Source organism: Sphingopyxis sp. (genome assembly GCF_041916015.1).
Classification (GTDB): Bacteria; Pseudomonadota; Alphaproteobacteria; order Sphingomonadales; family Sphingomonadaceae; genus Sphingopyxis.
The window spans coordinates 171,074-185,960 of sequence record NZ_JAYSAH010000049.1; the positions used below are offsets into that span (position 1 = coordinate 171,074).

The 14,887-nt window shown below is 66.0% G+C and carries 11 protein-coding genes; 5 read left to right on the forward strand and 6 right to left on the reverse strand.

The window, feature by feature from the left end; translation table 11 throughout:
* Positions 1-27: 27 nt before the first annotated feature.
* Positions 28-1,005, reverse strand: a complete 978-nt coding sequence (locus ACE3SL_RS07540; protein WP_374525130.1) for a DUF3011 domain-containing protein — start codon at positions 1,003-1,005, stop codon at positions 28-30.
* 150 nt (positions 1,006-1,155) lie between these two features.
* On the opposite strand from ACE3SL_RS07540, the gene murA reads away from it, so the two are divergent.
* Positions 1,156-2,439: a UDP-N-acetylglucosamine 1-carboxyvinyltransferase gene (murA, locus tag ACE3SL_RS07545; protein ID WP_374525131.1), complete on the forward strand. Its 1,284-nt coding sequence runs from the start codon at positions 1,156-1,158 to the stop codon at positions 2,437-2,439.
* Here murA and ACE3SL_RS07550 read toward each other — a convergent pair.
* The 5 genes from ACE3SL_RS07550 to ACE3SL_RS07570 form a co-directional block, all read right to left on the reverse strand.
* The gene (locus ACE3SL_RS07550; RefSeq protein WP_374525132.1) at positions 2,426-3,688 is read right to left on the reverse strand and encodes an alpha/beta hydrolase family protein; all 1,263 of its coding nucleotides are present in this window, start codon (positions 3,686-3,688) and stop codon (positions 2,426-2,428) included. The two genes, murA and ACE3SL_RS07550, sit on opposite strands and share 14 nt — an antisense overlap.
* Before the next feature lie 35 nt (positions 3,689-3,723).
* On the reverse strand, positions 3,724-4,686 hold the full coding sequence (locus tag ACE3SL_RS07555) for a DMT family transporter (RefSeq protein WP_374525133.1): 963 nt from the start codon (positions 4,684-4,686) through the stop codon (positions 3,724-3,726).
* A complete protein-coding gene (locus ACE3SL_RS07560) occupies positions 4,683-5,684 on the reverse strand; it encodes a low specificity L-threonine aldolase (protein ID WP_374525179.1) in 1,002 nt (333 codons plus the stop codon). Before ACE3SL_RS07560 ends, ACE3SL_RS07555 begins: the two co-directional genes overlap by 4 nt.
* Before the next feature lie 20 nt (positions 5,685-5,704).
* Complete coding sequence (locus ACE3SL_RS07565; RefSeq protein WP_374525134.1) at positions 5,705-5,863, reverse strand: hypothetical protein; 159 nt, start codon at positions 5,861-5,863, stop codon at positions 5,705-5,707.
* A 433-nt stretch (positions 5,864-6,296) separates the two neighbouring features.
* Positions 6,297-7,514: an argininosuccinate synthase gene (locus ACE3SL_RS07570; protein WP_374525135.1), complete on the reverse strand. Its 1,218-nt coding sequence runs from the start codon at positions 7,512-7,514 to the stop codon at positions 6,297-6,299.
* 472 nt (positions 7,515-7,986) lie between these two features.
* Here ACE3SL_RS07570 and ACE3SL_RS07575 point away from each other — a divergent pair, with 472 nt between their 5' ends.
* The 4 genes from ACE3SL_RS07575 (at position 7,987) to ACE3SL_RS07590 (ending at position 14,867) form a co-directional block, all read left to right on the forward strand.
* Positions 7,987-10,065: a prolyl oligopeptidase family serine peptidase gene (locus ACE3SL_RS07575; protein ID WP_374525136.1), complete on the forward strand. Its 2,079-nt coding sequence runs from the start codon at positions 7,987-7,989 to the stop codon at positions 10,063-10,065.
* Positions 10,066-10,225: 160 nt separating this feature from the next.
* Positions 10,226-12,907, forward strand: a complete 2,682-nt coding sequence (locus ACE3SL_RS07580) for a valine--tRNA ligase (RefSeq protein WP_374525137.1) — start codon at positions 10,226-10,228, stop codon at positions 12,905-12,907.
* A gap of 98 nt (positions 12,908-13,005) precedes the next feature.
* A complete protein-coding gene (locus tag ACE3SL_RS07585) occupies positions 13,006-13,404 on the forward strand; it encodes a hypothetical protein (protein WP_374525138.1) in 399 nt (132 codons plus the stop codon).
* A complete protein-coding gene (locus ACE3SL_RS07590; RefSeq protein ID WP_374525139.1) occupies positions 13,401-14,867 on the forward strand; it encodes an MATE family efflux transporter in 1,467 nt (488 codons plus the stop codon). The genes ACE3SL_RS07585 and ACE3SL_RS07590 overlap by 4 nt, the downstream gene beginning before the upstream one ends.
* Positions 14,868-14,887 lie beyond the last annotated feature (20 nt).

Below are 14,887 nucleotides of genomic sequence, written 5' to 3' on the forward strand. Positions count from 1 at the left end.
AGGCAGGACTGGCATAGCCGGGGGACCCTAGCTGAAATCGAGCTGGATGATATCGCTGGGCGTCGCGCGGCAATACATTTCGAGCGATTTCGCGCCGTCCGGATAAGTCGCGGTCATCGCGGCACGGATGCGCCAGCCGCCATTGCCTTGTTCGAGCGAGACGAGCTTGTCGTAGGACAGTTTCGTCCCGCCGGTCGCCCCGATCTGCCGCGCCGCATCGTTCATGCAATTCTGCACCGACGGCCGTGCGGCGCTCGGCAGGCCGCTGAGGTTCGCGCTGAGCACCGCGGGGCCACTCGATGCCGGCGGCGGGGTCGTGTTTTCCTGCGCGCTGCCGTCATCCTTTTTCTTCTTCTGGCTCGCCAGCAGCGCGAGCAGGCCACCCGCGACGACAATGCCGCCAATGATCAGGCCCGTGCTGGGGCCTTTATCCTTGTCGGGCTTCGGCCCCGGCAGCGGGGTGAGATTGGCATAGCCATAGCCGAACTCGGCGCGGCAGCCATTCGTCACCCAGATATAGCCGCTATCGAAGCCCCATTGCCGCCCGGAATTGCACTTGCCGCCAAGCTTGCGGAGCAGTTCGACCCGCCCGTTGGTCTGGACGTTGCACTGTTCGTAGCGATTGTTCCGCGACTCGCAGCGTAGCGTCCCGGCATAATCGCCGCCCGGATAGGTGCCGCCGCCCGAATATCCATAGCGGAACTCGGCGCGGCATCCGCCCGACACCCATATCTCGTTCGTATCGAAACCCCAGTCGCGCCCTTTCGAGCAGCGCCCGCCGATGACGCGGATCAGCTCGACGCGGTTTTCGGTCCGAACCTTGCAGCGTTGCTGGCGATTGCCATAGGATTCGCAGCGGATCGTCCCGGCCCAGCCCTGATCATAGCCAGGGTAGCTGCTGCCGGGCGGCGGATAGGGATAGGTGGTCTGGGCAAAGGCCGGAACGGCAAATTGGCCGACGACGAACGATGCGGCGGTAACCGCGGTGACGACAGGATTCCGCATAGCACTTTCTCCCCTGCTGAACTTCGCGCCCTATTGTCCTCTTTTCGTGTCACTATCGTCACCGATAGTTTCATATTTTCACAACGCGCGCCACCACGAAAGCCCGCCGCCACCGCTTGCGCGCGCCGACCCATGCGCTAAGGACAGCCGATGGATCAGATCGTCATTCGCGGCGGCCAGCGACTCAAGGGCCGTATCCCCATCTCCGGCGCCAAAAATGCCGCGCTGACATTGTTGCCCTGCGCGCTGCTCACCGACGAACCGCTGACGCTTCGCAACCTGCCGCGGCTCGCCGACGTCGACGGTTTCGGGCATCTGCTCAATCAGCTCGGCTGCTCGACGACCATCGAGGGATCGCGGCCCGAGGATTTCGGCCGCGTGCTGACCGCGCGCGCGACGACGCTCACCTCGACCGTCGCGCCCTATGACATCGTCCGCAAGATGCGCGCCTCGATCCTCGTCCTCGGACCCCTGCTCGCGCGCGCTGGCGAAGCCACCGTATCGTTGCCCGGCGGCTGCGCGATCGGCAACCGTCCGATCGACCTCCATCTGAAAGCGCTCGAAGCCTTCGGTGCCGAGATCGAGCTGGCATCGGGCTATGTGAAGGCCGTCGCGCCCGGCGGGCGGCTGAAGGGCGGCAAGTTCACCTTCCCCGTCGTCTCGGTCGGCGCAACCGAAAATGCCGTGATGGCGGCCGTTCTTGCAGGCGGCACCTGCGTCCTCGAAAACGCCGCGCGCGAGCCGGAGATCGTCGATCTCTGCAACTGCCTCGTCGCGATGGGCGCGCATATCGACGGCATCGGGACCGAGACGCTGACGATCGAGGGCGTCGACCGGCTGCACGGCGCGACCTATCGCGTGATGGCCGACCGGATCGAGGCGGGCAGCTACGCCTGCGCCGCAGTGATCACCGAGGGCGACGTCGAACTGGTCGGCGCCAAGGCCGACGAGATGGACGCGACGCTCGCGGCGCTGCGCGAAGCAGGCGCGACGGTCGAAGAGACGAAGGCGGGCATCCGCGTCGCCATGTCGGGCCGCGCAGAGCCCGTCACCTTGTCGACCGCCCCCTACCCCGGCTTCGCGACCGACATGCAGGCGCAGTTCATGGCGATGGCGACGCTCGGCACCGGCGCATCGCTGTTCACCGAGACGATCTTCGAGAACCGCTACATGCACGTTCCCGAACTCGCGCGCATGGGCTGCGACATCCAGGTCAAGGGCCGCACCGCGATCGTCCGCGGCGTCGATCATCTGGTCGGCGCGCCGGTGATGGCGACCGATCTCCGCGCCTCGATGAGCCTGATCATCGCAGGCCTTGCAGCGCAGGGACAGACCGAGGTCAACCGCGTCTATCACCTCGACCGCGGCTACGAGCGGCTGGAAGAGAAGCTCCAGGCGGTCGGCGCCGATATCGAGCGGATCAGCGCGGGGTAAGATGTTCGGCGCGGCCGTAGGTGCCGCGCACATCGCGCTTGATCCAGTCGCCGAGCAGTTTCAGATAGCCGTCGGTGATCCGGGTGACGTCGCGCGATCCGTCGGGATGCTGGACATATTCCCACATGCCATGGTCGGTCTCGGGGAAGAGGTAGACATCGACCGGCTTCCCCGCCGCCTTAAGGTCCATCAGCGCACCGCGCGTGGTTTCGATCGGCGCCTCGCGATCCTCCCCCGCGAGCACCCAGAGCAACGGGGTGTCGAGCTTTTTCAGCACCGCGACCGCGTCATAGTCCCAGATCAGTTCCAGATTGTCGAAGCGCGCACGGCCGATCCGGCGAAGGTCGGCGTCGGACAACCGCGCCATCGCGCCGCTATATTCGCCCTCGATCTTCGCCGCCCACGGCTGGGCCGCCATTTCGGTGCGAACCGCGTCGAGCGCGTCATAGCCATCCCTGAAATTGGAGAGGAGCAACCCGGCGGTCGCCTTCGACAACCGATCGACCAGCGCCTCGGCATCCGGCCCGAGCCCGGCAGCGCGGACCTCCGACACCATCTGCTCGCGGTCCTCCTCGATCGGCGAGGCGACGAGGCCGAAACCGATCGCAACGAAATCGGCCCTCGTCAGTGTCGCCGCGCGCGGCGCGACCCAGCCGCCCTGGCTGCCGCCAAAGAAGCCCGCGCGCCCGAAACGCCCCGCCGCCGTCCGCCGCGCAGAGTCGAGCGCCTTCGCCGCATCCTCGGCCAGCAGCTCGAAATTCTGCGTATAATCGCCTTCCGACGCGCCGGTCCCGCGCTTGTCGTAGACGAAGACCGAGAGCCCCTGCGCCGCCATCGCATAGCCATAGGGGCCGCCGATCGGCGAGGTGCGCTCCGAACCATGGACCATCACCACCAGCGGGCGCTTGGGATCTGCTCCCGGCGGTTCGATCAGCATTCCGGTCAGCTTGGTCTGGAGGCTGTCGAACGTCACCGGCGTCTCGCGGAAGGCGATCTTCGGCCACGCCTTGCCCTTAACGCTGACCGTTTCCGCCTGGCATGTCAGCGGCGCGCCGGCCTCGTTCGTGGCGCCGCGGCGGCCATCGCGGAACTGGTAGCGCAGGCCCGGCGCCGGAACGACGGGCGACGGCACCAGCACGACGAAATCGCCGTCGGCGGCGCGATAAGTCCCGGCTTTGCAATCGTTTTGCGCCGATGCGGGTGCCGCTACGGCTGCGAGAAGGGCGATTCCAGCGGTCAGGATTTTCATCGCACCGTCTTAGCGATGCAACACACGTCTCGCAATCAGCTTTCCCGCTCGACACGGACCGCAACCATATTGCCGCTGACCGTCGGCCGTTCGGGCCGTTTCGCGACCGCGATCACCAACCCTGCCAGCGCCAGAACCCCGCCCGCGATCGACAGCGGCGCCCAGCGATAACCTTCGAACACCGTCGAAAAGCCCATGGCGATGATCGGGATCAGCACGCTCGACCATGCCGCCTGCCCCGGCCCGACCGCACGAATGACGTTGAAATAGAGCGGAAAGGTCACCGCGCTCGCGACGATGCCGAGATAGAGGACACCCGCGAGATAGGCGGGCGCCCACTCGATCACCGGTGGCCCGGTCGTAATCCAGGCGTAAGCGCCGTCGGCGACCGCGCCGAAGAGCATCGCCCAGGCAATCATCACGACCATCGACTGCGCACGCGCGATGCTGGCTCCCTGCATCACATTGGCACTCGACGCGCACATCACGCCGGCCAGCGTCAGCGCAGTGCCGAGCAGCACCTCGCCCGCCCCCAGCGCCGCGGCGCGATATTCGTGGAGGATCATCATCGCGACGCCGACGATCGCGATCCCGGCGCCCGCGAGAAAGCGCCCTTCGAGCGGCGTCTTCAGGAACAGCCGGCCCAGCAAGGTGTTGGGCACGATCAGCAGCGCGAAGAGCACCGCAACCAGCCCCGAGGTGATATGCTGCTCGGCGCGGTAGACGAAATTGAAGTTGAAGGTGAATTGCGCGACCCCGAGCAGGGCCGCAAAAACCAGTGCCTTCGGATCTAGCCACGGCAGCTCGCGGCGCATCGCAGCGAAAGCGAACATGGCGATCGCGGCGACCGAAAAGCGATAGGTTACCGACCAGCTTGGCGGCACGACCCCGAGCTGTCCGGTGATGACGATCCACGTCGAACCCCAGATCAGCGTGACGAGCGCGAAGGGAATGAGGACGCGCGGCGCAAGCAGCGACGCCACGGGTTGCCCAATCATAGCGCGGCGATGGCGGCCGCAAGCGGCGCGACCGCCGCGGCGTCCTGATCCCAGCTCGTGACGAGGCGCGCGGCGCCCTCGCCCCAATCGTAGAAGTCGAAACCCTGCGCGCGCAGCGCCGCCGCCTCACCGGCGCTCAAGCGAACGAACAGCTCGTTCGCCTCGACAGGGTGCATCAGCCGGTCGCCGCACGCCCCCGCCAGCGCCGCCGCACCGGCGTTGGCGGCGCGCGCATTGGCGAGCCATAGATCGCCGTTCAGCATCGCGCGGATCTGCGCCGCGACGAAGCGCCCCTTGCTGAGCAGATGGCCGCCGCGTTTCTTGAGCTCGCGCACCCCCGCGCCGCCGCTGCCGCCGAAGAAGACCAGCGCTTCGGCCATCATCGCGCCATTCTTGGTGAAACCGAACGACAGCGCATCGACCCCGGCGCGCCACGTCACGTCGGCAGGCGAACAGCCGAGAAAAGCGACCGCATTGGCGAAGCGCGCACCGTCCATGTGCAGCTTCATGTCGTTCGCGCGGGCGATCTCGCTGATCGCGCCGACTTCGCCGGGACGCCAGGCAAGGCCATATTCGGTGGCGTTGGTAATGCTGATCGCTGCGGGCTGGACCTGATGGACGTCCTTGCGGATTCCCGCGATCCGCGCCTTCAGCGCCTCGGCGTCGATCTTCGCCCCGCGGCCAGGGAGCGTCATCAGCTTGGCACCACCCGAATAGAAGGTCGGCGCGCCGCACTCGTCGACCTCGATATGCGCCTCCTCATAGCAGAGGATGCCCTGCCAGGGCCGGACGAAATGCGCGAGGATGATGCTGTTCGCGGCGGTGCCGGTCGCGATCCAGACAACCTCGCAATCGGTTTCGAACAGCTCCGAAAAGGCGGCGTCGAGCGAGCGGCTGAGCGCGTCGCCGTCATAGGCGGTATCGACATGGTTGGCGGCGACGAGTGCCTCCATCACCGCGGGATGCACGGTCGCGGCATTGTCCGAGAAAAAGCGCAGGGCGGTCATGGACCGGCGCCTTAGCGCATCATCGGCGGCGGCGCTAACGCATTAATTTTTAGACGGTCCGACGGCATCGTCGCCATCAGGCGGATACCGACGCCGATCAGCGCGACCAGCGCCAGGCCCACCAGCGTCGCGCCGATGCTCTGCCACGAAGAGAAATCCAGCATTCGCATCGCACCGCCCTCCCCCGGGCGAAAGGCCGAACAGCCTCAACCTGCCGTTGATCGCCGTGCGGCACCACCCCGAAAGCCGCACCGGCAGGCAAACGTCATGGCCCGTCTCGACGATATACCCACCGGTTCATGCTTCGCGAACGCCGAACGAGGTAGCGCCCGGGCAGGATCAACCGGGTGCGGACGCCGTCGCGGGTCACCATCTTGCCGATGCGGGGAAACAAAATCGAACGGGGATGCCATTCGTAAGGCGCCGGATCGGCGGACGCATCGTTCATCATAGCCTACCACCCATATTGTGGCAGCATCCCGTACCGTCCTCCGGATTCCTGTTATAGCAGGCGCTGCCGCGATGACAGCCCTAAAACGCCCGCCATGTCGCAGCGTTCCCGCGACATGAGGTTTGCAATCAATGATTTGGCCTGCAGCCCGTTCAGCGATCGCGCCGCGCAAGCAGCTTCAGGCGCAGGGCATTGAGCTTGATGAAGCCCGCCGCATCCTTCTGGTCATAGGCGCCCGCGTCGTCCTCGAAGGTCACATGGCGCTCGCTGTAGAGGCTGTACGGCGACTTGCGGCCGACGACGCTGGCGTTGCCCTTGTAGAGCTTCAGCCGGACGGTGCCCGACACCTTTTCCTGGCTGTGGTCGATTGCGGCCTGCAGCATCTCGCGCTCGGGCGCGAACCAGAAGCCGTTGTAGATGAGCTCCGCATATTTGGGCATCAGCTCGTCCTTGAGGTGCGCCGCGCCGCGATCGAGCGTGATGCTTTCGATCCCGCGATGCGCACGCGCATAGATTTCGCCGCCCGGCGTCTCGTACATCCCGCGCGACTTCATGCCGACGAAGCGGTTCTCGACGAGATCGAGGCGGCCGATACAGTGCTTGCGGCCAAGGTCGTTGAGCGCCGCGAGCAAGGTCGCGGGCGACATCGCCTGCCCATTGAGTGCCACGCCGTCGCCGCGCTCGAAATCGATGGTGATATATTCGGGCGCGTCGGGCGCGTCCTCGGGGTTCACCGTGCGCGAATAGACATAATCGGGCGTCTCTTCCCACGGGTCCTCGAGCACCTTGCCCTCCGACGAGGTGTGAAGCAGGTTCGCGTCGGTGCTGAACGGGCTTTCGCCGCGCTTGTCCTTGGGCACCGGAATCTGGTTCTTCTCGGCGAAGTCGATCAGCGCGGTGCGGCTGGTCAGATCCCATTCGCGCCACGGCGCGATCACCTTGATGTCGGGATTGAGCGCATAGCAGGACAGCTCGAAACGCACCTGGTCATTGCCCTTGCCCGTCGCGCCGTGCGCGACCGCGTCGGCGCCGGTTTCCTTGGCGATCTCGACCAGCCGCTTCGAGATCAGCGGCCGCGCGATCGAGGTGCCGAGCAGATAATCGCCCTCGTAGCGGGCATTGGCACGCATCATCGGGAAGACGAAATCGCGAACGAATTCCTCGCGGACATCGTCGATATAGATATGTTCGGGTTTGATCCCCATCAGCTCGGCCTTGGCGCGCGCGGGCGCCAGTTCCTCACCCTGCCCCAGGTCGGCCGTGAAGGTCACGACCTCGCAGCCATAAGTGACCTGCAGCCACTTCAGGATGACGCTGGTGTCGAGTCCCCCCGAATAGGCAAGGACGACGCGCTTGATGGACTCAGACATGGGGACACCTTCTGGCGGGAGACAGTGCGGGCGCGGCTAGCAGGCCGGCCCGCGCGGCGCAACGCCCTGATCAAGCGGATGCGCGGAAAACCGCGCAACTTCACTCGGGAATCGCATCGGCACCGTCCTTAAAGCGACAAAGGAGACCGATGGGCAGGTCCGAAGTGTCTCCTTTGTCGCTTTAGGGACGGTTCGGCCGGGATAGCGAAGCAACGGGCGGAGAAGGTACGGAGCACATGACATGAGGGGGAGGCTAGCGCGCCCCGATTTTGTAGGACAGCGGTTTTGGGAAGGGAGTGTAGTGGAGTGGCGGGTGTTGCGCCGGAGCGGAGCTGAACAGCATCGCCATCCCGAATCTGGCCCAGGATGAGGAAGGCGGTGAGGCAATGTCCGTTCCTCACCCCCAAGCCGCCCTCGGCAGCCATGCTATGAACGGGCTTGAACACCCGCATCCTCGCGCTAAACCGCTTTCATGCGTAACCATCTCCTCACCAGCGCGATTGCGCTCGCCGCCCTTTCCTCCTCCCCCGCCCTCGCCCGTCCGATGACCGAGGTCGATCTTGCGACCTTGAAGCGCGTCGGCGCGCCCGCCGCATCGCCCGACGGGCGCTGGGTCGTCTATCAGATGACCGAGACCGCGCCCGAGACCTACAAGCGCTCGACCGGCCTGTGGCTCGTCGATCGCAACGCCAAGGGCGCGAACCCCGTCCAGATCGCCGACGCGCCCGGCAAGAACGAAACCTCACCCGCCTTCGCGCCCGACGGCAGCCTCTATTTCCTCTCGAATGCGTCGGGCAGCGATCAGGTCTGGCGGATCGACATCAAGGCAAGCGGTACGGCGACGCAGGTCACCGATACCAAGGCCGAGGTCGCGGGTTTCAAGATTTCCCCCGACGGCGCGAAGCTGCTCGCCTGGGGCGACATCCCGATGGAATGCACCGATTTCGGCTGCGACGCGAAGGACGTAAAAGACCGGGGCGCGCTCGTTGGCCCCGGCACCGGCCGCCTCTACAAGGACGGCGCCGGTTTCGTGCGCCATTGGGATCAATGGGAAACGCCCGGCACGCACAGCCGCCCCTTCGTCTTCAACCTCGCGGACGGCAAGGCGAGCGTCGCGCGGCCGATCGCCGCGGGGCTGGTCGGCGACAGCCCGTCGAAGCCGTTCGGCGACGGCAGCGAACTCGCATGGGGACCCGACAGCCGCACCGTCTATTTCACGATGCGCAAGGCCGACCGTGACGAGCCGCGTTCGACCAACCTCGACATCTATAGCTGGCTGGTCGACAGCCGGATGATGCCGGTCAACCTGACCGAGGCCAATCGGGCGACCGACACCTTCCCTGCCCCCTCGCCCGATGGCAAATGGCTTGCCTATGCCGCGATGGCGCGGCCGGGTTACGAAGCCGACCGGCAGGTGCTGATGCTCCGTAACCTCGAAAGCGGCGAGACGAAGAAGCTGACCGATGCGTGGGACCGCTCGGTCGCGTCGATCGCCTGGGCGGCGGACGGAAAATCGCTCTACGTCACCGCCGACGATGTCCTCGACCATCCGGTGTTCCGCGTCGATGCCGCGAGCGGCAAGGTCGAGAAGCTGAAAGCCTCGGCCGAAGCTTTCGACGGCCATATCGGCGACGTCACGCCGCTTCCCGATGGCGCACTCCTCTACTCGCGCAATACCGCGCTACTGCCTACTGACCTTTATGTTCGCGATGCCAAGGGCAAGGTGACGCAGCTCACCGCGGTCAATGCCGCGACGCTCGCGAGCTTCGATCCGGTCAAGATCGACCGTATGCAGTTCGCCGGCGCGAACGGCGACAAGGTATGGGGCATGATCCTGAAGCCCGCGAACGCGACCGCCAGGCTGCCGGTCGCCTTCATCGTCCACGGCGGCCCGCAGGGCAGCTTCGGAAACGCCTGGTCGACGCGCTGGAACCCGCGCGTCTTCGCGGAGCAGGGCTATGGCGTCGTCACCGTCGATTTCCACGGCTCGACCGGCTATGGTCAGGCCTTCACCGACAGCATCAACAAGGATTGGGGCGGCAAGCCGCTGCAGGACCTGAAGCTCGGCCTCGCCGCGGCGGGCAAGCAGGACGCGCAGCTCGACATCGCGAACGCCTGCGCGCTCGGCGCCTCCTATGGCGGCTATATGATGAACTGGATCGCGGGCCAGTGGGCCGACGGGTTCAAATGCCTCGTCCAGCACGACGGCGTCTTCGACGCGCGCGCGATGGCCTATGAAACCGAGGAATTGTGGTTCGACGAATGGGAGCATGGCGGTGCCTATTTCGAGGTTCCCGAGGAATTCGAGAAGTGGAACCCGGTGAACCATGTCGACAAATGGAAGACCCCGATGCTGGTGATCACCAGCGAAAAGGATTTCCGCATCCCCTATACGCAGGGCCTCGCGGCCTTCACCGCGCTCCAGCGCCGCGGCGTGCCGTCGCAATTGCTCGTGTTCCCGGACGAAAATCACTGGGTGCTGAAGGGCGCAAACAGCGTCCAGTGGCATCGCACGGTGTTCGACTGGCTGGGCGAATATCTGAAGAAATAAGCTGAACCCCGTGCTCCCGCGAAGGCGGGAGCCCATCACCCGCCGGTCCAAGGTGGAACCAGCCGGAGATGGGTCCCCGCCTTCGCGGGGACACGCCTGCGCTTGACGTAGGCGGGTTCCCCCTTGCCGCGCCGCAGCATGGCTGGCAAAGGCGCCCGCTATGCCGATGGAAAAAACCTTCGATCCCGCCGCCATCGAGGCGAAATGGGCCCATGAGTGGGAAAGCCGCGGGCTGTTTCGCCCCGCGCGCCCGAACGCGCAGCCTTTTACGATCGTCAACCCGCCGCCGAACGTCACCGGCGCGCTGCACATCGGCCATGCGCTCGACAATACGCTGCAGGACGTGCTCGTCCGCTACGAGCGGCTGCGCGGCAAGGACGCCCTCTGGGTCGTCGGCACCGATCACGCCGGCATCGCCACGCAGATGGTCGTCGAGCGCCAGCTTGAGGAACGGCAGGACAAGCGCACCAACTATTCGCGCGAGGATTTCGTGCAGAAAGTGTGGGAGTGGAAGGCCGAAAGCGGCGGCCAGATCACGCGCCAGCTTCGCCGCCTCGGCTGTTCGATGGACTGGTCGCGCGAACAGTTCACGATGGACCCGCATTTCACCGAAGCGGTGGTCAAGGTGTTCGTCGATCTGCACAAGCAGGGCCTGATCTACCGCGACAAGCGCCTCGTGAACTGGGACCCGAAGCTCAAGACCGCGATCTCGGACCTCGAGGTCGAGACGCATGAGATTCAGGGCGGCTTCTGGCACTTCAAATATCCGCTCGCCGACGGCGTGACGCTCGATGACGGGCGCGACTATATCGAGGTCGCGACGACACGCCCCGAAACGATGCTCGCGGACATGGCGGTCGCGGTGCACCCCGACGATGCGCGCTACAAAAGCGTGATCGGCAAGGACATTCTCCAGCCGATCACCGGCCGCCGCTTCAAGGTTGTCGCCGACGAACATGCCGATCCCGAGCTGGGCAGCGGCGCGGTGAAGATCACGCCGGGGCATGATTTCAACGACTTCGACGTCGGCAGGCGCGCGGGGTTCAAGGCCGGCGAGATGCTCAACATGCTCGACGGCGATGCAAATGTGATCCAGACCGCCGACGGGCTGATCCCCGACGAATATCTCGGCCTCCACCGCTTCAGGCGCGACGGCATCGACGGCGCGCGCGAACTGGTCGTGCAGCGGATGAAGGAAAGCGGATTCCTTATTCCGCACACCGACAAGGACGGCGGCGCGCATGACGCCGAACCGCGCACGATCCAGACGCCTTTCGGTGATCGCGGCGGCGTGGTGATCGAGCCGTGGCTGACCGACCAATGGTATGTCGATGCCGAAACGCTCGCGCAGCCGCCGATGGCGGCGGTCCGCGACGGGCGCATCAACATCGTCCCCAAGACGTGGGAAAAGACCTTCTTCAACTGGATGGAGAATATCCAGCCCTGGTGCGTCTCGCGCCAGCTCTGGTGGGGGCACCGGATTCCGGCGTGGTACGCCGACGATGGCCGTATCTTCGTCGCCGAGACCGAAGAGGAAGCGCAGGCACAGGCCGGCGCGGGCGTCGCGCTGGAACGCGATCCCGACGTCCTCGACACCTGGTTCTCCTCCGCGCTCTGGCCCTTCGCGACGCTCGGCTGGCCCGAGGAGACCGAACTGCTGAAGCGCCACTATCCCAACGACGTGCTCGTCTCGGGCTTCGACATCCTCTTCTTCTGGGACGCCCGTATGGCGATGCAGGGGATGCACTTCATGAACGAAGTGCCGTGGAAGACGCTCTATCTTCACGGCCTCGTCCGCGCCCCCGACGGGCAGAAGATGTCGAAGTCGAAGGGCAATGTCGTCGATCCGCTCGGGCTGATCGACCAATATGGTGCCGACGCGCTCCGCTTCTTCATGTCGGCGATGGAAAGCCAGGGCCGCGACATCAAGATGGATGATGCGCGCCTCGCGGGCTATCGCAACTTCGCGACCAAGCTGTGGAACGCCGCGCGCTTCTGCGAAGCCAACGGCATTTCGGCCTCGACCAGCGTCGAAGCGCCCGCCGCGAGCCTGCCGGTCAACCGCTGGATCATCGGCGAGGTCGCCGATACCGTCGCGGCGATGGAGGCGGCCTTCGCCGCGTACCGCTTCGACGAGGCCGCGAACGCGATCTATAGTTTTGCGTGGGACCGCTTCTGCGACTGGTATCTCGAGCTGATCAAGGGCGCGATCGACGAGGAGACCAGGGCCGTCGCGGGCTGGGTGCTCGACCAGATCCTCGTGATGCTCCACCCCTTCATGCCCTTCATCACCGAGGAGCTTTGGACGGGGCTCGGCGACCGCGCCGACTATCCGCTGATCACCGCGCAATGGCCCGCGCCGGACGCGGCGCGCGATGCCGATGCCAGCGCCGATATCGACTGGCTGATCAGGCTCGTCAGCGAACTCCGCACCGCCAAGGCCGAACTCGGCCTGCCGCCGGGCGCGCGCCTGACCGCGCATTTCCCGGCATCGCTCAAAGGCCGCGCCGACAAGCTCGCGGCGCAGTTAGACCGTCTCGCGCGGCTCGAAGCGATCAGCTTCGACCCAGCCCCCGCAGGCGCCTCGGCGCAGCTCGTCGTCGAGGGCGAGACGATCACCGTCCCGCTCGAGGGCGTGATCGACATCGCCGCCGAGCGCGACCGCCTGACCAAGGCGCTCGCCGCCGCGGCCAAGGAACGCGATGGCCTTGCCGGCCGTTTGAACAATCCGTCGTTCGTCGAACGCGCGAAGCCCGAAGCCGTCGAAAAGGCCCGCATGGATCACGCCGCGAAGGAATCCGAAGCCGACCGCCTGACCGCCGCGCTGGCGCGACTGGGGTGATGCGCGGTGGGCGAACGCTGGTTCTGGCGACGGCGCTGCTTTGCGCTGCTCCGCTCGCTGCCAGAGACGCTTCGCCGCTGACTCCCGCCGCCGGTAGTATGGAACGCACGGCCATCGCCGAGGCCTTGCGCGAGCATCCCGACATGCGGTTCACCTTCCGCTATTTGCGGGTGTGGCGCGATGGGAACCGCGCCATCGCCTATGCGGAAGGCGACAATGGCGTCATCGGCGGCTTCAAGTCGCTGCTGACCCGCGACGGCGAAACCGGCTGGCACACGGTCTGGGCGGAGGGCGACGGCGGAAGCGATAGCTGCGCCGCCGGCGCGCGCCACTATGCATGGGCTATCGCGCTGATCCGGTCCTACCATGTCGCACCCGACCGGCTCTTTCCCGGCGTGACCCGGCAGACCCGCGATCTCGAACGCGCGGCAAAGACCGATCCCGACCTCCAATGCGTCGGCGACCTCGAAGGCGGACCGGAAGGACCCTTGAATTGAGCGACGACGTGCCCCTGACCCCGACTCCGGTCGCGGCGGCGGCCGACCCTGCCGCCAGCCCCGTCCCGCCGCGGCAGACGGCGCGCAGCGGCAGCGGGCGGATGGACCTGACGCAGGGGCCGATTACCAAAACGCTGATCCTCTTCGCGCTGCCGACGCTCGCATCGAACATATTGCAAACGCTGTCGAGTTCGGTGAACTCGATCTGGGTCGGCCAGTTCCTCGGCGAAAGCGCGCTCGCCGCGACCGCCAACGCGAACATCATCATGTTCCTGATGTTCGGCGCCTTCTTCGGCTTCGGCATGGCGGCGACGGTGCTGATCGGCCAATCGATGGGGCGCGGCGACATCGACGCGGCGCGGCGCGCGAGCGGCGGCGCGATCGGGCTCGCGATCGCCTTTTCGCTGGTCATCGCGCTCCTCGGCTGGTTCGCCTCGGACCGCATATTGCGCTGGCTCGAAACGCCGCCCGAGGCCTTCGCACTCGCGCATGATTATCTGCGCGTCACCTTCGTCGCGGTGCCCGCGAGCATGATGATGGTAATGCTCTCGATGGCTTCGCGCGGGGCGGGCGACGCGGTGACGCCGCTGCGCTTCATGGTCCTGACCGTGGTTCTCGACATCGTCCTCAACCCGGTGCTGATCCTCGGCCTCGGCCCCTTCCCGCGCCTCGGCATCGCGGGGAGCGCGATGGCGACCGCGATCGCCGGGACGATCAGCCTCGTCGGCATGATCGGCTGGTTCTATGCGAAGAACCACGCCCTGCGCCTGCGCGGGCGCGAACTCGCTTATCTCTTTCCCAGCCTCGGCGAACTTCGCTTCATCATCGGGCGCGGCCTGCCGATGGGCGCACAGATGCTCGTCATCTCGGGCGCCGGGCTGATCATGGTCGGGCTCGTCAATCGCGAGGGCCTCGTCACCGCGGCCGCCTATGGCGCGACGCTCCAGCTCTGGAACTATATCCAGATGCCCGCGCTCGCGGTCGGCGCAGCGGTGAGTTCGATGGCGGCGCAGAATATCGGCGCGCAGCGCTGGGACCGGGTCGGCGCCACCACCGCCAGCGGCATCACGATCAACCTCGCGATGACCGGCGTGCTCATCGCGCTGCTCCTGCTGTTCGATCGCGCCGCGCTCGGCCTTTTCCTCGGCAGCGGCAGCGCGGCGATCGATGTCGCGCGCAATATCCAGTATATCGCGACCTGGACCTTCCTGCCCTTCGGCACGACGATCGTGCTGATCAGCACGCTACGCGCCAACGGATCGGTCGTGCCGCCGCTCGTCATCCTGTTCCTGTCGATGTTCCCGATCCGCCTGGGTATCTATTATTTCGGCTATCCGCTGATCGGCAGCGACATCCTCTGGTGGAGCTTCCCGCTCTCCTCGCTCGCGTCGGTTGCGATGGCGTGGGCGATCTACAGGCGCGGTCATTGGCGCCGGACGCTGCCGCAGCCCGACCTTGAATAGCCCGTCTGCTTTCGACCAAG

Coding starts and splice junctions, on each gene's coding strand:
- ACE3SL_RS07540 (WP_374525130.1), bottom strand. CDS start 1,005: ATGCGGAATCCTGTCGTCACCGCGGTTACCGCCGCATCGTTCGTCGTC.
- ACE3SL_RS07575 (WP_374525136.1), top strand. CDS start 7,987: ATGCGTAACCATCTCCTCACCAGCGCGATTGCGCTCGCCGCCCTTTCC.
- murA (WP_374525131.1), top strand. CDS start 1,156: ATGGATCAGATCGTCATTCGCGGCGGCCAGCGACTCAAGGGCCGTATC.
- ACE3SL_RS07570 (WP_374525135.1), bottom strand. CDS start 7,514: ATGTCTGAGTCCATCAAGCGCGTCGTCCTTGCCTATTCGGGGGGACTC.
- ACE3SL_RS07550 (WP_374525132.1), bottom strand. CDS start 3,688: ATGAAAATCCTGACCGCTGGAATCGCCCTTCTCGCAGCCGTAGCGGCA.
- ACE3SL_RS07565 (WP_374525134.1), bottom strand. CDS start 5,863: ATGCGAATGCTGGATTTCTCTTCGTGGCAGAGCATCGGCGCGACGCTG.
- ACE3SL_RS07580 (WP_374525137.1), top strand. CDS start 10,226: ATGCCGATGGAAAAAACCTTCGATCCCGCCGCCATCGAGGCGAAATGG.
- ACE3SL_RS07555 (WP_374525133.1), bottom strand. CDS start 4,686: ATGATTGGGCAACCCGTGGCGTCGCTGCTTGCGCCGCGCGTCCTCATT.
- ACE3SL_RS07585 (WP_374525138.1), top strand. CDS start 13,006: ATGGAACGCACGGCCATCGCCGAGGCCTTGCGCGAGCATCCCGACATG.